This is a genomic window from Mycobacterium hackensackense (assembly GCF_025822555.1).
Taxonomy (GTDB): domain Bacteria; phylum Actinomycetota; class Actinomycetes; order Mycobacteriales; family Mycobacteriaceae; genus Mycobacterium; species Mycobacterium fluoranthenivorans.
The window spans coordinates 714,641-734,439 of record NZ_JACKUC010000031.1 but is presented as its reverse complement, the minus strand read 5'-3'; the positions used below and the strand labels follow the sequence as shown (position 1 = coordinate 734,439).

Below are 19,799 nucleotides of genomic sequence, written 5' to 3'. Positions count from 1 at the left end.
GCGGATCGCGCATGAGCACTGTCACTCAGTCCGGCGTCACCCAGATCGCCCGGACCGGGTACTCGTGGCTCGACATCCCCGCGGAGCCCGACTTCACCCGGATGCGCAGGGAGGTCAGTGCGCGCCTGCAGGCCGCGATGGCCGAACAGGGTGTGGATGCGCTGGTCCTGCTGGGCAACGGGAGCGTCATGTACGCCACCGGCATCGCGTGGCCGCTGGCCGACGCCGGGCTGTCGCATGTCGAGCGGCCCGTGGCGGTCGTGCTGGCGGGCGACGAGTACCCGCATCTGTTCCTGCCGTTCCGTGAAGGGGCGGCCATGGAATCAGAGCTGCCCGCCGACCATCTGCATGGGCCGATCTACCTCGAATTCGACGAGGGGGTGGCCGAATTCGCGAAGATCCTGACCGCTCTGGTACCCGCCGGCGCCACGATCGCGACCGACGAGCTGACCGGGGCGATGCGGCGGGCCGGCACCGCGCTGTTCCCCGGCGCGCCGCTGGACGCCGCCCCGGTGGTCGGCGCGGCGAAACTGGTCAAGACCATCGACCAGATCGCCTGCCTGCAGCGGGCCTGCCAGATCACCGAACAGGCCGTCTCCGAGATTCAGAAGTCGCTGGTACCAGGGGTGCGCCAGATCGACCTGTCCGCCGAATTCGTCCGCCGCACTTTCGAACTCGGCGCCACGACCAATATGTTCGACTCGATCTGGCAGGTGATGCCCGCGTCACGGGCCGAAGGCACCTGGACCACCACCGGTGATCTGGCGCTGCCCCTGCTGACCACCGAACGCGAACTGCAACAGGGCGACGTGCTGTGGACCGATGTGTCCATCGCCTACCACGGCTACTGCTCCGATCATGGGCGCACCTGGATCGTCGGCCAGGATCCGACGGCGGCTCAGCAGAGGCAGTTCGACAAGTGGAGCCGGATCGTCGACGCGGTGCTCTCGGTGACCAGGGCCGGTGCCACCTGCGGTGATCTCGGCCGCGCGGCGATCGAGGCCAACGGCGGCACCCCGCCGTGGCTACCGCACTTCTACCTCGGCCACGGTATCGGCGCGAATGCGGCCGAAATGCCGATGATCGGTACGGATCTCGGCCAGGCTTGGGATGACAACTTCGTCTTCCCGGAGGGAATGTTGCTGGTGTTCGAGCCGGTGGTGTGGGAGGACGGGACCGGCGGCTACCGCGGCGAGGAGATCGTGGTGGTCACCGAGGGCGGCTGGATGCCGTTGACCGCATATCCGTACGACCCCTATGAGGTGCCCAGTGGGAATTGAGATCGAGGCCGACGACCGGGCCCTGCGGTTCAGCCGTCGAGAACGCGCGCTGGCGCAGATGGAGGCGTACGACCTCGACGTGCTGGTACTCGGCAGGCAGGCCAACGTGCGGTACATCTCGGGCGCCCCGCAACTGTGGGTGGTGGGCACCCGCCCGTTCGGGCCGATCTGCACCTTCGTCCGGGCCACCGGTGAGATCCACCTGAACAGCACGTGGGACGAGGGCATGCCCGAGGAGATCCCGCACGAGAATCTGTACGGGCTGGCGTGGAATCCCATGACGCTGATCTCCGTGCTGCAGGGCATCAAGGGTGCCGCTACCGCGCGCCGGGTCGGAACCGACGCCCTGACACCGACTTTCGCCACACTACTGCCACTTGCTTTCCCCGCGGCCGAACTCGTCGACGGTGAACAGGCGATGCGGGCCGCGCGACGGGTGAAGACGAGCGAGGAGATCACCGCGCTGCGGCGCGCATTGACCGTCGCCGAGGCGGGACTGGCGCGGGGTGTCGCCGAGGTGGTCCCGGGGACCACCGAACAGGTTCTCACCGGTGCGATCCTGAAGGCCGAGGCGGCCGGCGGGGTGAGCACACCGGCAACGCAGGACGCCGCATGGGTGACCTCGAAAGACCATCCGTGGCGGCGGACCGTCGGCGACGGCCGGGTGCGCGACGGCGATCTGGTGGCACTGTCGGCGGGTGTCCTCGCCGACGGCTATGTCGGCGAGGTCGCGCGGACGGTCTGCGCCGGTGAACCGACAGAGGCGGTGCGTTCGCTGTATCGGCGTCGGGATGAGCTGTGGGACCGGCTGGTCGGCGCCTGCCGCCCGGGCAGGCCGGCAAGTGCACTGCTGGACGCCTACGGTCACGCCGGCGAACCGTTGCCGGCCATGCCGGTCGCACACGGGCTCGGGCTGGGCTTCGATCCGCCGGTGGTGTCACCGCACCTGCGCGCCACCGCCGAGGCCGAGATCCTCACCGAGGGCATGGTCCTCGCGATCACCGCCTACGTCTGGAAACACGGCGTCGGCGCGGTCTTCACCCGGGACGCGGTGCTGATCACGGCCGACGGCGCCCACGTGCTCACCACCGCGGCATCGTACGGAGAGGCTGCACATGCCTGAGCGGCCTTCCCCGGAGGAGATCATCCTCTACGAGAAGAACCCGAAGACCAAGATCGCCACCATCACGTTCAACAGGCCGGAGTTCCTCAACGCACCCACCTCGATGGCCAGGTTGCGTTACGCCGACATCCTGCGCGCGGCCAACGCCGACAACGATGTCAAAGTGGTGATCATCCGCGGGGTGGGCGACAACCTCGGCAGCGGTGCGGATCTCCCGGAATTCATGGAGGGCAACGACAATCCGGCAGCGCGGCTGGCGGAGTTGAGGTTGGAAGACGACGGCGTCGGGGACGTGACGTACCCGCCGAAGGGCACTTTCCGCAACGGGGCCACCATCAGTTCGTGGTACGCCAACTCGCAGGCCGGTAACCGCGCACTGCAGGATTTCAAGAAGATCAGCATCGTCGAGGCCAAGGGATACTGTTACGGCTGGCACTTCTACCAGTGCGCCGACGCCGACCTGGTGATCTCCAGTGACGATGCGCTGTTCGGGCATCCGTCGTTCCGGTATCACGGATGGGGCCCGCGCATGTGGACGTGGGTACAGATGATGGGGCTGCGCAAATTCCAGGAGATGGTCTTCACCGGCCGGCCGTTCACCGCGGCGGAGATGTATGACTGCAATTTCCTGAACAAGGTGGTGGCTCGCGATCAGCTGGAAGCCGAGACCGACAAGTACGCCTTGGCGTGCGCGCGGAACAGGCCGGTGGACACCGTCTTTCAGCAGAAGATGTTCTTCGAGATCTTCAAGCAGCAGCAAGGCGAGTACATGGGCAGCCTGCTGTCCGCCTTCTTCGAGTCGATGGGCAACGGTGTGGCCAACGACAACGAGGACGATATGGACATGTTCTCCTCGATCGATTCCGGGCTGTCGGCCGCGGTCAACGACAACGACAGCAAGTTCCCCCCCGAATTCCGGCTCTCCAAGAAGAACCGGGCGAAACCGGAGTAGGTCATGAGTGCACCACTGGCCGGCTACACCGTTGTCGACCTGTCCAGCGGGATCGCCGGGGCATATGCCACCAAGATCTTGACCGACGGCGGTGCCGATGTCATCAAAGTGGAAGCCCCGCAGGGTGATCCGCTGCGCACCTGGTCGGCATCGGGCTCCCGGGGCGGTGCCCTGTTCGCTTTTCTGGCGGGTGGCAAGCGCAGCGTGGTCCTGGAAGCGCAGGACTCGGAGTTGCTCGAACGGCTGATCGCATCGGCCGACGCCGTGGTGTGGTCACCGGAATCGGCGGTCGCACAGTCGGTGTCGCCGGCAGAGCTGCACCGGCGGTACCCGCACCTGATTGTCACGGCCGTCACCGCCTTCGGCCTGGACGGACCGTGGAGTGACCGCCCGGCCACCGAATTCACCCTGCAAGCCTGGTCCGGCGGGGCCATCGGGATCGGTCGTGGCACCCAGGACCGCGCGCCGGTGACCATCGGTGGTCAGGTGGGGGACTGGCTGACCGGGGCCTACGCCGCCGCGATGACACTGGCCTTCCGGGCGCGTGCGCTGCGCGACGGCCACGGCGAGTTCATCGACCTGTCCAAGCTGGAGGCCCAGGTCCTCGGCCTCACCTACTATCCCGTGACCTATTTCGAGATGCTCGGCCGGCCCTGGCGCACCGAACGCCGGCCCACCGTCCCCGGGGTGGCGCAGGCGGCCGACGGTCTGGTGGCGCTGGGATGCGGTACCGCCCAGCAGTGGTGGGACCTGTGCGCGATGTCGGGTCACGACGAGTGGATCGACGAGACCACGCAGCTGACCATCACCGAGCAGGCCAACCTGCACGCCGAAGAACTGTACGAATGGATCCGCCGGCAACCCGCGGATGACCTGCGGGACTTGGCAGCAGCCTTCCGGATCCCGAACTCACCCGTCGGCAACGGCGAGAACGTCACCACGATGGACCATTTCGTGGCACGGGAGGCGTTCGTGCGCAACCCTGCCGACGGGTTCGTCCAGCCCGCGCACCCGTACCGGTTCACCGGCGCTGCGCTGCGCGTACCCGCGCCCGCACCCGGTCTCGGGGAGCACACCGGCGAGATACGGGAGGCCGCCTTGGCCCCACGTCCGGCGCCCACCACGGCGGCGGTCCGGGATCGGCTGCCGTTCAGTGGTTTGCGGGTGCTGGATATGACGACCTTCTGGGCTGGGCCGTCCTGCACCCATGCACTGGGGATGTTGGGGGCCGATATCGTCCATCTGGAGTCCACCTCACGTCCCGACGGGACCCGGCTGATCGCCGGGATCCCCGCCACCGTGGAGCAGTGGTGGGAGCGATCCCCGATCTTCAGTGCACTCAACACGAACAAGAAGAGCGTCACGGTGGACTTCCAGACCGAGGCCGGCCGGGACGTGTTGCGCCGCTTGATCGCCGCCAGCGATGTGGTGGTGGAGAACTTCACCCCACGCGTCATCGACCAGCTGGGCCTGGACTTCGACGCCGTGCGGGCCCTGCGCGAGGACATCGTCATGGTGCGCATGCCGGGCTTCGGGCTGCAGGGGCCGTGGCGGGACAACCCCGCCTTCGCCTACATCATCGAGGACGCATCCGGTTTGAGCTGGCTCACCGGCTACCCGGACCGTCCCCCGTTCGAGCCGTACTCGGTCGGTGATCCCAATGCCGGTGTGCACGCCCTCAACGCCGTGATGCTGGCGCTGGAGCATCGACGCACCACGGGCCAGGCCGTACTGGTCGAGGCGGCGATGGTCGACGCCGCACTGAACATCGCGGCCGAGCAGGTCATCGAATACTCCGCGTACGGGGCGCTGCTGCAGCGCGACGGCAATCGGGGGCCCACCGCCGCGCCGCAGAACCTGTACCGGAGCGCCGAACCGGACGAGTTCGGCCGTGACGACAGTTGGGTGGCCATTGCGGTGCAGACCGACGCGCAGTGGGAGGCGCTGCGAGCGGCACTCGGCTCTCCGGACTGGTCGGCCGATCCCGCGCTGTCCGGCGTCGAGGGACGCCGCGCAGCGCATGATGTGCTCGATGACCACCTGGCCGCTTGGTGCCGCACCCGTACCGGTGACGAGATCGTCGAAAACCTATGGCGTGCCGGGGTTCCGGTGGCCAAGGTGATGCAGCCGCATCGCCAGACCGAGCTGCCCCAGTTGCGGCACCGCCGGTTCTTCGAACACGTGGGGCACCCGGTGAATCCCGTCGCCCCCTACAGCACCCTGCCGGTCACCTTGGCCAACGGGCCCACGGCCTTCCATCGCGAACCGGCACCGCTGCTCGGCGAGCACAACCATGTGGTGCTGAGCGGGTTGGGCCTGTCCGATGAGGAGATCGCGGTCCTGGCCGATGACGGGGTGATCGGGACCGAACCGGGTAAGAGCGGGCGGCGCAAAGCTGCCCGCTGAGCTATCCGAGCGAGGTATCCCGTGGCTCAGCGCGTCCTGCCTACTGTGCGGTCACGATACGGCGGTATCCAGTCTGGTGTCGCCGAGTCGTGCACTGAGTACTCGCCACGGGTCGGCATAGGTGCCCGGCGAATTGCGGTAGGCCCCTTGGCGTGTGACGAACGCCCGTGCCAGTGGGGCGATCAGCCGGGCCGGGTACCGTTTCCACCCGGTCTGGGTCCGGATCTCGTCGAGCATGGCCGGCCAGGAATGGTGCTGGAATTTCAGCACCTCCTGCGCACGGGTGGTATCCATCCAGTCGGTGATGAACCAGTCGTCATCGCTGTCCGGATTGCCCGGGCGACCGGGTGGCAGCACTCCGGGTAGTCCACGCGCCGCGGCCAGCGACGAGCCGACGTCGCCCTGCAGCATCCGGTGGGTGTCGTCGCCGGCGATCAACAGGATCTCGCCGACCGCGTCGGCGACGGTCGCGGCGGCGAAAGCGGTTGCCACGTCGCGTACATCGACCATGTGGATCCGATTGTCGACCGGCAGCGCGCTCTCGAAGTACAGTGCGTCCAAGCTGAACGGCATGGCGCCCAGATCGGTGCTCATCACGCCGCCGAGCCGCAGCACCACCCAGCCCAGTGCCGAGGCTCGGACATACGCCTCGGATTCGAGCTTGTGCCCGCCGTACAGTTCGGTGGGCCGCGGCGGCGTTTCGGCCGTCACCGGATCCGGATTGCGGTACGGGTTACGGGATCCGTAGACCGCGTTACTGGAGGCCTGTACGAACCTCGGCGGGTTCGGCGCGGCGGCGGCGGCGTCCACCAACGTCTTGGTGGCGTCCACGTTGACCTTGCGGGCCAGGGCGGGGTTGCGGTAGATCGGCGGCGGGATCACCGCTGCGAGGTGGATGATCGCTTCGGGGGCGATATCGCCGATGAGCCGTTGCGCATCTGCGGGCACCGTGAGGTCGGCCCAGCGCGCTTGCACCCCGGGCGGAAGCGCCTGGGCCTTGGCCCGGTTGGCGTCGGTGTCCAGATCGGTGGCCACCACGCGGCGTCCCTCGGCGGCCAGCGCCCTGACCGTAGCCGAGCCGACGAGACCGAACGCCCCAGTGACGAGGACAGTGTCGGACATCGATTACTTCAGGCAGCTACCGGCGTCGACCGGCAGGGTGACACCGGTGATGTAACGGGCCTCATCGGAGGCCAGGAACAGCACGGCGTTGCTGATGTCGATGGCGTCCACCCACGGGATCGGCAGCGTGTGGAACATCTGGCAGATGGGCGCCATATCCTCGGCGCCCGGGTTCTCCAGGTCGGGCCGGAACATCTTGAAGGTGCCCTCGTTGTGCAGCATCTGGGTGCTGACGTGCGTGGGGTGCACGGTGTTGGCGCGGATGTTGTGATGGCCGAGTTCGACGGCGAAACCGCGCATCAGGCCGACGACACCGTGCTTGGCGGAGACGTAGTTGCCACAGTGCGGGTACGCCTTCAGTCCGCCGACCGAACTGGTGAGGATGATGGAACCGCCCCGCCCGCCCGCGATGATGTGCGGCACAGCGGCTTTCACCGACTTCCACACACCGGACAGGTTGATGTCGATCATCTCATCCCAGTCGAGCTCACTGGTCTCGTGCAGGGGGTCACCGCCGTTGCCGATCCCGGCGTTGGCCACCACGATGTCGAGGCGGCCCAGCTGCTCGACCCCGCTGTCCACGGCGGCCTTGACGGCGGCGGCGTCGCGGACGTCGACCTCGGCGGTGACGATGCGGCGGTTGAGGCCCTTGACGAGGTTGGCGGTCTCGGCGAGATCGTCAGGGGTGGAGGCGGGGATGGCCGTTTCCACGCCGGGCCGGATGGGTCCGGCGATGTCGATCGCGATGATGTCGGCACCTTCTTCGGCCAGTCGCACGGCGTGGCTACGGCCCTGCCCGCGCGCGGCGCCCGTCACGAATGCGACCTTGCCCTCTACCCGGCCTGCCATCTGGTCCTCAATTCTGCGTGAGTAACTTGTGCACCTGCTCAGCACTCTGTCACCGCGCGTCTGCCCATGTCAATGGCAGAATCAGATATGAATAATTAACCTCTCTGCTTAGAAGAATCACGCTCTCACTCGAGGCGCCTCAGGCACGAGAGGTCCACCGTGGAGCGCATGCGTGCAAGAGGTCAGGCGCAGCCGAGGCAGTCGGAGCTACGCCGATGTGAGCAGAGGTCTAGGCCTGCAAGAACCGAACTCTCAGTCGTCGACGGCGAAACCGTGCGCGACGAAATCCCAGACTTCCTGCGCCGAGATCGGCTTGTTGGTGGTGTCGTCACCGCCGCTGGATTGTGCGACGAACATCACGGTCTGCATGGTCATCGCGGCCATCCGGCGTGGGTTGAGGCCCGCCCGAATCTTGCCTGCTTCGTGCGCGTCTTCCATCAGTTCGGTGAGCAGGGCCAGCAGGGGGGCGTGCGCAACCTTCACCTCTGAGGGATGCGAGACGAGCAGCCGGGGTGCGAAGTCGGTGAACAGCGGTCGCTTGGCGGCCGGGTCGGGCCGCGAGGACTCGAACAGCAACTCGATGGCGACCTTGAGGCGCTCGACCGGATCGGCCTGGCCGGAGGTGGCGGCCCGGATCTGGTCGGCGGAACGGCTCAGCGCATCCTCGAAAAGTGCCAGCAGCAGCTCGTGCTTACCGTCGAACTGCAGGTAGAAGCTGCGCAACGACTGGCGGGAGCGATCGACGACCTCTTGCACGGTGAAATCCGTGCTGCCCTTCTCGATGATGATCGACTGGGCGGCGTCGAGGAACCGCTGGACGCGCTGAGCGGCACGCAGCTTGGCCGTCTTGATCGAGCGTTCGACCGCGCGCTGCTTCCAGGCGGGCTCTTCGTTTGCGCTGGTCACCGGCTGCTCAGCTGCTTGCCGATTCGGGAGAACATGAGTGGACTGTACCGGAGAACGCCTGGGCATCGCGGTGCTCGACCCCCTCCGAACGCTCGTGTCGGAGACTGTAGCTTTCTCATGGCGAGAATAATATTCTCATTTCCGCATTTTCAGAAGGGCTACGGGGAAAGCGGCTTTCCGGACCACCGACGTTCGTCGCGTGGGAATGCGAATCAGAGCTGGGCCAGCCGCGGTGCCGACCCACGGGCGCGCAGGCCGGCGCCGGCCTTCTTCGTCAGCTCCCGCGAGCTGCCCAGCAACCCGTCGAGCACCAGCGCGCGCTTGATATGGCGGTGCAGGTCGTGTTCTTCGGTGAACCCGATTCCACCGAGCACCTGCTGACAGTGCTTGGCCGCCGTCAGCGCCGCCTTGCCTGCGGCAGCCTTGGCCAGCAGCGCGGTGAGATCCGGGTTGGCCTCGCCGGGCAGGATCAGCGTCGCCTCGGCACCCTCGATGGCCACCAGCGTCTCGGCCAGTCGGTGTCGCACCGCCTGGAATGACGCGATGGGCTTACCGAATTGGACCCGGTCCAGCGCATGCCGACGGGCGAGGGACAACATGGCCCTTGCCGAGCCGACCAGCCACCAGGCCACGGCGATGCGTGCCTCGGCCACCCGGATCGGATAGCCCTCCTCCTCACGGCGCAACGGCAGACCACCGAGCGTCGGTTCGGTGGTTTCCGCCGAGATCCGGTCCCAGACGACCCACGTGTTACCCGCGTAGGGCAGTGGCAGTTCGACGGTGTCACCGATGGTGTTGCCGGTGGCGTGCAGCACGACGTCGACCAGAACCGAAGCATGCGAACCGGTTTCGCCGAGCAGTCGGAACACCAGCGGCACCGCCAGTTCGGGGATGTCGGTCAGCATCTCGGCCCAGCCGAGGTCGGTGAGGGCCGCATCCAGTGCGGGGCCGGAGGTGGCCAGCATCGTCTTGCGCAGGGTGTCTTCGAGAAGCGTCAGCGACTCGGCGTCGAGCGCGGTGGCCATGTTCACTCTTTCCCGAGGTCCAGCAGGCGGCGGGCGATGATGTTGCGCTGCACTTCGGCGGTGCCACCGTAGATGGTCGCGGCGCGCGAATACAGGTACTCGGTGCGCCATTCGGTGTCATCGAGCTCGACGACACCGGGCAGCAGGTCGTGGGCGGTGTCGTAGAGCCGCTGTTCGGCACCGGCCAGCAGCACCTTGTCGATCGAGGTCTCCGGGCCCAACTTGTGGCCGTCGGCCAGTCGGTGCTGGGTGGCGCGGGACCGGCAGCGCAGGGTGTGCAGGGCCAGGTACGCCTCGCCCATGTCGGCATCCACCGCCTGCCCGTCGCGCTTCACCTCGTCGATGAGGGCGTCGAACCGGGAGTACAGGTAGGCGATGCGCTGCCAGAAGCAGGTCGACCGTTCGTAGGGGAGCAGGTCCATCGCCAGTTGCCAGCCGTCGCCGGGTTTTCCGAGCATCCGCGCTGCGTCGACCTCGACGTCGTCGAAGTACACCTCGCAGAACTCGTCGACGCCGTGCATGGTCTGCAGCGGGCGCACGGTGACACCGGGGCTGTCGAGGTCGACGAAGAACGCCGTGATCGCTCGATGATTGGGGGTGTCCGCGTCGCCCGTGCGGGTGAGCAGGATGCAGCGGTGGGAGTACTGGGCGAAGCTGGTCCACACCTTCTGCCCGTTGATGATGTAGCGATCCTCATCGCCCTTCTTGTCGGCTCTGGTGGTCAGCGAGGCCAGGTCGCTGCCGGAGCCCGGCTCCGAGAAGCCCTGGCACCACTGTTCCTCGCCGGACAGGAGTTTGGGCACCATCTCCGCCGCCAGCGCCTCGGGGGCGTAGTCGATCATCGTCGGTGCCAGCACCTCGAGCATCGAATACGGCCCGGGCTCGGCCAGCCGCCGGCCCACCACCTCTTCGCCCACGATGGCGCGCAGCATCGCCGGACCGCCGAGCCCGCCCGCGTGTTCGGGCCAGCCGTAGCGGCTCCAGCCCGCGTCGTACAACGCCTTCTGCACGCGGGCGAACTGGCGGATGTGGCCTTCGAGTGAATGGTCCTCGGGTGGGGTGAGGTCGTTCTCGGCGAGCCAGGCCTGCAGCGCGGCGCGGAAGCTGGTGGGGTCGTGGAGATCGATCTCGGTCACGCTGATGGCCGTCCGATGGCATGCGGCTTGCCGTGGTCGTGGGCGCCGCTGCGCCGGATGAAGGTCATCGCCCGGGTCTTGATCCGCCAACCGGCGTCGGTGCGCAGGTAGGTGTCGCGGTAGTAGCCGATCCGCATATCGTGCGCCGAGTGCTCGATGAAGCACAGCGGCTGGGTGCCCGTCGCCGAGCTGCGCACGTCGTCGTCGAACTCGATCAGGGCGGTGCCCGTCATGAACAGGCCCTTGGGGGCGGCATCGACGAGCACCGGAAAGCGTTCCAGGGCATAGGTTTCACCGAAGGCGCTGTAGGTACCGTCGGGAGTGAACACCGATACCAGGCCCTCGATGTCACCCTGGGTGATGGTGACCGCATACTTGGCCAGTACCTGCTGGATATCGATCAGGTCATCAGTTCTGCTTGGCGTAGTCATTGCGGTAGACCTTACCTCCCTTCATTACAAATGTAACCGCCCGTGTAACGGTGATGTCCTCCAGTGGGTCGCCGGGGACGGCGATGATGTCGGCGAGGAGCCCTTCGGCCAGTCGTCCCCGGTCGGTGGCGTTGATCAGGTCGGCGGCGATCGTGGTGGCCGATCGCAGCACCGCGGCCGGTGGCATACCCCACTCGACCAGGGTGACGAGTTCGTCTGCGTTCCTGCCGTGCGGGATGGCCGGTGCGTCGGTGCCGACGGCGATCTTGACCCCGGCTTCATACGCGGCCTTGAGTGACGTCTCGGCCTTCGGGAACATCTCGGCCGCCTTGTCCTGCAATACCTTCGGGGCGTGTGAGACATCCATGGCCTGGGCCAGCCTGCGGGTGGTGACCAGGAACCGGTCGTTGTCGACGAGCGCCCGGATGGCTTCGTCGTCCATCAGGAAACCGTGCTCGATGCAGTCGATACCGCACGCGACGGCGTGCTTGACGGCCTCGGCGCCGTGCGTGTGAGCGGCCACCCGCAATCCGCGGCGATGCGCCTCGTCGACGATCGCGCGCAGCTCCTCGTCCGAATAGTGTTGTGCCCCGGCTTCACCGGTCAGTGACATCACACCACCGGACACACACACCTTGATCAGTTGAGCGCCGTGCTTGATCTGGTAGCGGACCGCCTTACGGACCTCGTCGACCCCGTTGGCGATGCCCTCTTCCACCGTCAGTTCGAGTGCGCCCGGCATGAACGCGGCGAACATGGTGGGGTCAAGGTGCCCGCCGGTCGGGGTGATGGCATGTCCGGCAGGGACGATGCGTGGACCCTCGATCCAGCCGGCGTCGATGGCCTTTCCCAGCGCGACATCGAGCAGATAGCCGCCGGTTTTGACGAACAGCCCGAGGTTGCGCACCGTGGTGAACCCGGCCCGCAGGGTCCGCCGGGCATTGCCGACCGCACGCAATACCCGGGTGGGCGGATCGTCCTGCACCTGCGACAGGCCCGGGTTCTCCCCGCGACCACCCATGAGCAGGTTGACTTCCATGTCCATCAGGCCCGGCAGCAGGATGGCGTCGCCGAGGTCTATGACATCGGAGCTCTCGCTTTCGGGTCCTTCTCCGATGCCGACGATCCGGTCTCCGTCGACACGAACGATGCCGGGGCGAATGATCGCCCCGGCATCGACGTCGAGAAGACCCGCAGCTTTGAGGGTCAACACGTCTAAACCACCGGCTCCTTGATCAGCTTGATATAGGCCGCGCCGCTGTCGAGCACGCGTGGCTGCTTCCACACCTCGATCGGAAAGCTCACCATCACGATCGACTGTCCCAGGTGCACCAGGGCTTTGGCGTCGTCCGGCATTCCTGCGAGCGGGAAGCGCGCGTCGACGTAGACCATGATGTCCTCGAGGCGCTTCATCCCCGCGTCGTACAGCTCCTGCATCTCGTCCATCGACGAGCTCAGGCGTTTGGCGTACCGTTCCTCCTCGGTGGGCAGGCACCAGTCGGAGAACCGCTCCAGGTCGGCGAATTCTTCGGGCAGCTTAGACATTCGCTGATTCCTTCTCGGTCTTCGTGGTTGCCGCGCCGTTCGCTGATCCGTTGGCTGCCTTCGCTTCGAGGCTCGCCTTGTACCTGTCAACGTACTGGTGCGCGGTCATGTGCAGGTGGCGAAGCAGGATCTCTTGGTCGCACAGTGGGAACTCGGTGACGGCGCGGGTGCCGATCTGCGTCTGGGTGGCCTCCAGGGTGTTGGCGTCCTGGAACGCGTACTCCTTGAACGTCACCGCGGCCAGCTCCTGCGAGAGCCGTTCGCGCAGGTTCTTCGGCGGCACGAAATACAGGTCGGCCTCGAAGATGTGCGTGTCCACCCCGGTCGGCCAGTAGTTGTAGGTCAGGTACCACCCTGGTGCCCAGAACAACAGGGTCCAGTTCGGGAAGAACTCGAAAGAGTCGGTGCCCCACGTCTTGTGGCGTCCCGGGTTGATGGCCGGTGGTAGCTCGTCGGGCAGGATGCCCTCGATGTCGGGGCGGTCCCACGGCCCGAACAGGCCGCTGTGCAGGATCCGTTCGATGGGCTTGACCATGTTGAGGTCCTTCGGCGGTGACATCCCGCCCCACGACGAGACCATCGAGTGATCACCCTTGATGTCGTAGGCCAGCGCCTCGAAGCCGAACTGGGCCAGCTTCTCGGCCTCCTCTTTCTCGGCCTGCTTCATATGCAGGATCGGTGCGTGGTAGAACTCGGTGAACGCGTCGATGAACAGCTTCCAGTTGGCGTTGATCTCCGAGCGGTAGCTGTAGTGCTCGGTCATCTCGTGGAACGGATAACCCTTGAGGCCCTCGCCGAATTCGCCGAGATAGTCGACCAGCGGTTCGGCGTTGTCGTCGAAGTTGACGAAGATGAAGCCTTCCCACACCTCGCAGCGCACCGACTTGAGTGGGTAGTCGGCCTTGTCGAGGTCGAAGAACTCGCCCTCCTGTTGGACGAAGGTCAGGTCGCCTTTCAGGTCGTAGCGCCAGGCGTGGTACTTGCAGACGAACTGCCGGCAGCTTCCGGAGACCTCTTCATTGGGATAGTCGTTCCAGACCAGCTTGTTCCCGCGGTGACGGCACAGGTTGTAGAAGGCGCGGATCTCGTCGCCGTCGTTGACGACGATGATCGACACGCCAGGCCCGACCGACGGGAGTTCGCGGGTAACGTAGCGGCCCTTCTTCGGGACGAGTTCCACGCGGCCCATGTGCAGCCAGGTCTTGCGGAAGATGGCCTGCTGTTCGAGCTTCCAGTGCTCGGGATCGACCGAGTCGGTGTAGTCGACCGGTGCCGTGCCGAGTTCCGGCCAGTTCTCGGTCCAGCTACCGGCGGCTGGTTTGGGGAAAAACGCCACGGTGTTACCTCTCCTGTTGATGCGACGGTGTCGAGCGCCGGGCCGCTTCCGTGGTGGCTTCGGCCTCGCCTTCTCCGCTACGAGAATCATATTCTCATATCTGACTAACAGATTTCCACCCTTTGACCGTAAGGTCAATGTCAACGTCAGCCGTCGTACCCGCGGGGGACGTCGGCGACAGCGGAAAAAGCACGGTCAGCGGCACGAGACATCGGCGCGGACGTTGATTCTCGTCCTGAGAGAAGTTAGTTTGCATTCAGTGAGAATCGAGCCCGACGATCGGGGCGGGACGTCGAAAGGGACATCTATGCATCACGACGACATGATTCTGATCAGCGTCGACGACCACATCATCGAGCCGCCCGACATGTTCAAGAACCACCTGCCGGCCAGGTACGTGGACGAGGCGCCGCGGCTGGTACACAACCCGGACGGGTCGGATACCTGGCAGTTCCGCGACACCGTCATACCGAACGTCGCGCTCAACGCCGTGGCCGGGCGGCCCAAGGAGGAGTACGGCCTGGAGCCCCAGGGTCTCGACGAGATCCGCAAAGGCTGCTACGACGCGGCCGAGCGGGTCAAGGACATGAATGCCGGTGGGGTGCTGGCCACCATGAACTTCCCGTCGTTTCCCGGTTTCGCCGCGCGGCTTTTCGCCACCGAGGACGCCGACTTCTCACTGGCGTTGGTGCAGGCCTACAACGACTGGCATATCGACGAGTGGTGCGGTTCCCATCCGGGTCGCTTCATTCCGATGGCCATCCCCGCAATCTGGGATCCGGTGCTCTGCGCTCAGGAGATCCGTCGCGTCTCGAAGAAAGGTGTGCACTCGCTGACCTTCACCGAGAACCCCTCTGCGCTGGGGTATCCCAGCTTTCACGACCTCGAGTACTGGAAGCCGCTGTGGGATGCCCTGGTCGACACCGAGACGGTGATGAACGTGCACATCGGGTCCTCGGGCCGGCTGGCCATCACCGCCCCGGACGCGCCGATGGACGTGATGATCACCCTGCAACCGATGAACATCGTGCAGGCGGCCGCGGATCTGTTGTGGTCGGCGCCGATCAAGGCCTATCCGGATCTGAAGATCGCGCTGAGTGAGGGCGGCACCGGGTGGATCCCGTACTTTCTGGACCGGGTGGACCGCACCTATGAGATGCATTCGACGTGGACGCACCAGGACTTCGGCGGCAAGCTGCCCTCGGAGGTGTTCCGCGAGCACTTCATGACGTGTTTCATCTCCGATCCGGTCGGGGTGAAGAACCGTCACGCCATCGGCGTGGACAACATCTGCTGGGAGATGGACTACCCGCACTCGGACTCCATGTGGCCCGGTGCTCCCGAGGAGCTCGGCGCGGTGTTCGACACCTACGACGTTCCCGACGACGAGATCAACAAGATCACCCACGAGAACGCCATGCGGCTGTACCACTTCGAGCCGTTCACGCACATCCCGCGTGAGCAGGCCACCGTCGGCGCGCTGCGCAAACAAGCCGAGGGACACGATGTTTCGATCCAGGCGCTGAGTCACCACGACAAGCGCAGTGGCTCGGATATCGCAGATTTCACCGCCAACGCACGTGCGGTCACCGGCGTCAAAGACTAGCCAGAGAGCAGCTTCGACGGACGGTGCAGGGACACCTGCACCGGTACCGTCGTATGCGCGGACTGAGGAGGGAACCATGCCTGCGGGAATGAATTTCGAGCTGACCGAGGATCAACAGCTGATTCGCAAGTCCGTGGCGGAACTGGCATCCAGATTCGATGACCACTACTGGATGGAGAAGGACCAGGCCCACGAGTTCCCCACCGAGTTCTACGACGCCATTGCCGCCGGTGGGTGGCTCGGGATGACGATTCCCGAAGAGTACGGCGGGCACGGTCTCGGCATCACAGAGGCGACCATCCTGGCCGAGGAGGTGGCCCGCTCCGGCGGCGCGATGAACGCCGCGAGCTCCATCCACATGTCGATCTTCGGGATGCAGCCGGTGGTGGTGTTCGGCTCCGAGGAGATGAAGAAGGCGACGTTGCCGCGGATCGTCAACGGCGACCTGCACGTCTGCTTCGGGGTCACCGAACCCGGTGCGGGGCTGGATACTTCGCGCATCACCACCTTTGCCAAACGGGACAGCTCCGGAGAGTTCTACACGGTCAACGGTCGCAAGGTGTGGATCTCCAAGGCGCTGGAATCCGAGAAGATCCTGCTGCTCACCCGCACGGAGAGCCGCGACGACGTGGAGAGGCGCGGGGGCAAGCCGACCGAGGGCCTGACCCTGTTCCTCACCGACATCGACCGCGACCACGTCGACATCCGCCCGATCAAGAAGATGGGTCGCAATGCCGTCAGCTCCAACGAGGTGTTCATCGACGATCTGCGGATCCCGGTCAGCGACCGGATCGGCGACGAGGGCAAGGGTTTCTCCTACATCCTGCACGGCCTCAACCCCGAGCGGATGTTGATCGCCGCCGAGGCACTCGGTATCGGGCGGGTGGCGCTGGATCGCGCGGTGAAATATGCCAACGAGCGCGTGGTGTTCGACAGGCCCATCGGTATGAACCAGGGTATCCAGTTCCCGCTGGCCGACTCGCTGGCCCGGCTCGATGCGGCCGAGCTGATCCTGCGCAAGGCGACCTGGCTCTACGACAACGGCAAACCCTGTGGCCGCGAGGCCAATATGGCCAAGTATTTGTGCGCGGATGCCGGGTTCTCGGCAGCGGACCGCGCTTTGCAGACCCACGGCGGGATGGGTTACTCGGAGGAGTACAACATCTCCCGGTTCTTCCGGGAGTCGCGCCTGATGAAGATCGCCCCGGTGAGCCAGGAGATGATCCTGAACTTCCTGGCCGCCAACGTCCTGGGTCTGCCCAAGAGCTACTGACGCCGTCGGCGATGCAGAGAGGAAAGCGATCTCGATGAGGACATACTTCGACCTGACCGGCCGCACGGCGTTGGTCACCGGCGCGGGGGCCGGTATCGGCGCCGGCGTTTCCGAGGCGCTGGCCGCCGCGGGCGCGGCGGTGCTGGTCACCGATATCAGCGGCGACGCCGCCGCCGCGGTCGCCGAGCGGATCAACACCGCGGGCGGTAAAGCAGACAGCGCCCCGTTGGATGTGAGCGACCGGGACGCAGCGGTGGCCGCCGCCGCGCAGGCGGCCGGCCTCGGCGCGGGCAGCCTGCACATCGTGGTCAACAACGCCGGCGTCACCGCTCCGGCGATGTTTCCCAAGCTGACCGACGAGACGTTCCGGCTGACCTTCGACATCCACGTGATGGGGACATTCCACGTCACCCAGGCCGCGTTGCCGCACATCCCCACCGACGGGACCGGCCGCGTCATCAACGTGACGTCCTCGGCGGGCATCACCGGCACGCTGGGTCAGGTCAACTACTCGGCGGCCAAGGCCGGCATCATCGGCATGACCAAATCGCTGGCCCGCGAGCTCGCGACCAAGAACATCATGGTCAACGCCCTGGCCCCGCTGGCGGCCACCCCGATGACTGAGACCATCCGCACCAATGAGAAATTCGCGGCCAACATGATGAACCGCATCCCGCTCAAGCGCTGGGCCGAGGCCGAAGAGGTCGCGGGTGCCTTCGTCTTCCTGGCCTCCGATGCCGCGTCGTACATCACCGGCCAGGTGCTGCCGGTCGACGGCGGCATGGTTATGTGAAGTCGTGACCAGTACCGCGCCGCTGTCCGGCATCACCGTCGTTGCCATGGAGCAGGCGGTGTCCGCGCCGATGTGCACCCGGGTCCTGGCCGACTTCGGCGCCCGGGTGATCAAGATCGAAAACCCCAAGGGCGGCGACTTCGCCCGCGATTACGACGACGTGGTGCTGGGGCAGGCAGCACATTTCGTCTGGGCGAATCGGGGCAAGGAATCGGTCACGCTGAACCTCAAGTCCCCGGCGGGGATGGAGGTGCTGCACCGGCTGCTCTCCCGAGCCGACGCGTTCGTGTCCAATCTGGCCCCCGGCGCCACCACCCGGCTCGGGTTGGCGCCGGCCCACCTGAAAGAGCGCCACCCACAGGTCATTTCACTTGAGATCGACGGCTACGGTCCGGGCGGGCCGCTGTCGGAGAAGCGCGCCTACGATCTGTTGGTGCAAGCGGAGTCGGGATCGTGCGCGTCCACCGGTTATGCCGGGATGCCGGCCAAACCGGGTGCGGCGGTCGCCGATATCACCACGGGCCTGTATTCGGCGCTGTCCATCATGGCGCTGCTGCTCGGGCGGGCGCGACAGCGCGACACCGGGGCGGCACCCTCGGTGGCGGTGAGTTTGTTCGACACGATGACCGACATCATGGGCTATCAGCTGACCTACACCCAGCACTCCGGGATCGACCAGATTCCGCTCGGCATGAGCTCACCGGCGGTCGCCCCGTACGGCTCGTTCCCGACGCGGGACGGGCAGACGGTGGTGTTGGGCACCACCAACGACCGGGAGTGGCAGCGGCTGGCCCGCGAGATCATCGAACGCCCGGACCTGGCCGACGACGCGCGATTCGCCACCAACTCCGACCGCTGCGCGCACCGCGACGAACTCAACGCCGCCATCGAAACCTGGTGCGCCCAGCACGATCTGGCGCATATTCAGGAGACCGCGGACCGGGCCGGGATCGGAAACTCCCGCTACAACCTGCCCAGTGAGGTCATCGCGCACCCGCACCTGAAGGCGCGGGACCGCTGGCGCGAGGTCGGTACCCCGAACGGGACGATCTCCGCACTCCTGCCGCCACCGGTCATCAGTGGCTTCGAGATGGGGATGGGTGCGGTGCCGGGCCTGGGCCAGCACACCGACGCGGTGCTGGGTGAGCTGGGTTTCGCTGCCGACGACGTCGCCGCCTTGCGCTCGGACGGCGCGATCGGTCCGGAGTACCTGTGAGCGTGCTGCTGACCGAGGACCGCGACGGTGTGCGGACGCTGACCCTGAACCGGCCGGAACGCAAGAACGCCCTCGACCCGGAGCTGTGGGGTGCGCTGGCCGAGGCGTTACGCGTCGCCGACACCGACGACACGGTGCGGGCGCTCGTCCTCACCGGCGCCGGTGGAGCCTTCTGCTCGGGAGCCGATATCGGGACCGGAGAGGTCATCCACCCGCGACGCAAACTGCAGCGCCTCACCGATGTCGCGCTGGCGCTGCACCACCTGTCGGTGCCGACCATCGCCAAGGTCACCGGCGTCGCCGTCGGGGCCGGCTGGAACCTGGCGCTGGGCTGCGATCTCGTGGTCGCCACCCCCGAATCGAAGTTCTGCCAGATCTTCTCCAAGCGCGGCCTGTCGGTCGATCTGGGGGGATCCTGGCTGCTGCCGAAACTCATTGGGCTGCAACAGGCCAAGCGACTGGTGATGTTGGCCGACATGATCTCGGCGGACGAAGCACTGCGACTGGGCCTGGTGACCTGGGTGAAGGCGGCCGAAGAGATCGACGGGTTCGTCGGCGAACTGGCCGACCGACTCGCCGGCGGACCGCCGTTCGCGCTTGCGCAGAGCAAGGCGCTGCTCAACGACGGCGCCAGCGCGAGTTTCGCCCAGGCGCTGGCCAACGAAGCGCGCGCCCAGCCGGGCAATTTCGCCACCATCGACTCGGCGGAGGCGTACGCGGCGTTCGCCGCCAAACGTGACCCGTCGTTCACCGGAACCTGGGCGGTACCGCCCGCCGTCGAGACCTCCAAGGAGTAACTC

18 protein-coding genes are annotated in these 19,799 nt (G+C 66.3%); 9 read left to right on the top strand and 9 right to left on the bottom strand.

Going from position 1 to position 19,799, the window contains the following annotated elements:
• The first annotated feature begins 11 nt into the window (after positions 1 to 11).
• Genes H7J86_RS23575 through H7J86_RS23560 form a run of 4 tightly spaced genes read left to right on the top strand, consistent with a single transcriptional unit; the run spans position 12 to position 5,761 of the window.
• On the top strand, positions 12 to 1,280 hold the full coding sequence (locus H7J86_RS23575) for a M24 family metallopeptidase (RefSeq protein ID WP_267293766.1): 1,269 nt from the start codon (positions 12 to 14) through the stop codon (positions 1,278 to 1,280).
• The gene (locus H7J86_RS23570; RefSeq protein ID WP_187096436.1) at positions 1,270 to 2,403 is read left to right on the top strand and encodes a M24 family metallopeptidase; all 1,134 of its coding nucleotides are present in this window, start codon (positions 1,270 to 1,272) and stop codon (positions 2,401 to 2,403) included. The genes H7J86_RS23575 and H7J86_RS23570 overlap by 11 nt, the downstream gene beginning before the upstream one ends.
• A complete protein-coding gene (locus H7J86_RS23565) occupies positions 2,396 to 3,355 on the top strand; it encodes an enoyl-CoA hydratase/isomerase family protein (RefSeq protein ID WP_090353004.1) in 960 nt (319 codons plus the stop codon). The genes H7J86_RS23570 and H7J86_RS23565 overlap by 8 nt, the downstream gene beginning before the upstream one ends.
• A gap of 3 nt (positions 3,356 to 3,358) precedes the next feature.
• Positions 3,359 to 5,761: a CaiB/BaiF CoA transferase family protein gene (locus H7J86_RS23560; RefSeq protein WP_267293764.1), complete on the top strand. Its 2,403-nt coding sequence runs from the start codon at positions 3,359 to 3,361 to the stop codon at positions 5,759 to 5,761.
• 51 nt (positions 5,762 to 5,812) lie between these two features.
• Here H7J86_RS23560 and H7J86_RS23555 read toward each other — a convergent pair whose 3' ends face one another.
• The 9 genes from H7J86_RS23555 to H7J86_RS23515 form a co-directional block, all read right to left on the bottom strand.
• Positions 5,813 to 6,883, bottom strand: a complete 1,071-nt coding sequence (locus H7J86_RS23555; RefSeq protein WP_267293762.1) for an NAD-dependent epimerase/dehydratase family protein — start codon at positions 6,881 to 6,883, stop codon at positions 5,813 to 5,815.
• 3 nt (positions 6,884 to 6,886) lie between these two features.
• On the bottom strand, positions 6,887 to 7,732 hold the full coding sequence (locus H7J86_RS23550) for a mycofactocin-coupled SDR family oxidoreductase (RefSeq protein WP_090353008.1): 846 nt from the start codon (positions 7,730 to 7,732) through the stop codon (positions 6,887 to 6,889).
• Positions 7,733 to 7,984: 252 nt separating this feature from the next.
• Positions 7,985 to 8,704 (bottom strand): TetR/AcrR family transcriptional regulator, encoded by a 720-nt coding sequence (locus H7J86_RS23545; RefSeq protein ID WP_187096432.1) that lies wholly within the window; start codon positions 8,702 to 8,704, stop codon positions 7,985 to 7,987.
• Positions 8,705 to 8,850: 146 nt separating this feature from the next.
• Positions 8,851 to 9,663, bottom strand: a complete 813-nt coding sequence (locus H7J86_RS23540) for an acyl-CoA dehydrogenase family protein (protein WP_187096431.1) — start codon at positions 9,661 to 9,663, stop codon at positions 8,851 to 8,853.
• Positions 9,664 to 9,665: 2 nt separating this feature from the next.
• Complete coding sequence (locus H7J86_RS23535) at positions 9,666 to 10,799, bottom strand: acyl-CoA dehydrogenase family protein (RefSeq protein WP_090353012.1); 1,134 nt, start codon at positions 10,797 to 10,799, stop codon at positions 9,666 to 9,668.
• Positions 10,796 to 11,230 (bottom strand): nuclear transport factor 2 family protein, encoded by a 435-nt coding sequence (locus tag H7J86_RS23530; RefSeq protein WP_090353014.1) that lies wholly within the window; start codon positions 11,228 to 11,230, stop codon positions 10,796 to 10,798. Before H7J86_RS23530 ends, H7J86_RS23535 begins: the two co-directional genes overlap by 4 nt.
• Positions 11,208 to 12,443, bottom strand: a complete 1,236-nt coding sequence (locus H7J86_RS23525; RefSeq protein WP_267293760.1) for a metal-dependent hydrolase family protein — start codon at positions 12,441 to 12,443, stop codon at positions 11,208 to 11,210. Before H7J86_RS23525 ends, H7J86_RS23530 begins: the two co-directional genes overlap by 23 nt.
• A 2-nt stretch (positions 12,444 to 12,445) precedes the next feature.
• Complete coding sequence (locus H7J86_RS23520; RefSeq protein ID WP_267293758.1) at positions 12,446 to 12,775, bottom strand: hypothetical protein; 330 nt, start codon at positions 12,773 to 12,775, stop codon at positions 12,446 to 12,448.
• Positions 12,768 to 14,111 (bottom strand): aromatic ring-hydroxylating oxygenase subunit alpha, encoded by a 1,344-nt coding sequence (locus H7J86_RS23515; protein ID WP_090353018.1) that lies wholly within the window; start codon positions 14,109 to 14,111, stop codon positions 12,768 to 12,770. Before H7J86_RS23515 ends, H7J86_RS23520 begins: the two co-directional genes overlap by 8 nt.
• Before the next feature lie 307 nt (positions 14,112 to 14,418).
• Here H7J86_RS23515 and H7J86_RS23510 point away from each other — a divergent pair, with 307 nt between their 5' ends.
• The 5 genes from H7J86_RS23510 to H7J86_RS23490 all read left to right on the top strand — a co-directional run bounded on the left by H7J86_RS23510 (position 14,419) and on the right by H7J86_RS23490 (position 19,796).
• On the top strand, positions 14,419 to 15,717 hold the full coding sequence (locus tag H7J86_RS23510) for an amidohydrolase family protein (protein WP_267293756.1): 1,299 nt from the start codon (positions 14,419 to 14,421) through the stop codon (positions 15,715 to 15,717).
• Between the two features lie 76 nt (positions 15,718 to 15,793).
• Positions 15,794 to 16,990, top strand: a complete 1,197-nt coding sequence (locus tag H7J86_RS23505) for an acyl-CoA dehydrogenase family protein (RefSeq protein ID WP_267293754.1) — start codon at positions 15,794 to 15,796, stop codon at positions 16,988 to 16,990.
• Between the two features lie 34 nt (positions 16,991 to 17,024).
• A complete protein-coding gene (locus H7J86_RS23500; RefSeq protein WP_187096426.1) occupies positions 17,025 to 17,783 on the top strand; it encodes an SDR family NAD(P)-dependent oxidoreductase in 759 nt (252 codons plus the stop codon).
• A gap of 4 nt (positions 17,784 to 17,787) precedes the next feature.
• On the top strand, positions 17,788 to 18,999 hold the full coding sequence (locus H7J86_RS23495) for a CaiB/BaiF CoA transferase family protein (RefSeq protein WP_267293752.1): 1,212 nt from the start codon (positions 17,788 to 17,790) through the stop codon (positions 18,997 to 18,999).
• Between the two features lie 2 nt (positions 19,000 to 19,001).
• A complete protein-coding gene (locus tag H7J86_RS23490) occupies positions 19,002 to 19,796 on the top strand; it encodes an enoyl-CoA hydratase/isomerase family protein (RefSeq protein ID WP_267293928.1) in 795 nt (264 codons plus the stop codon).
• The last annotated feature ends 3 nt before the right edge of the window (positions 19,797 to 19,799 follow it).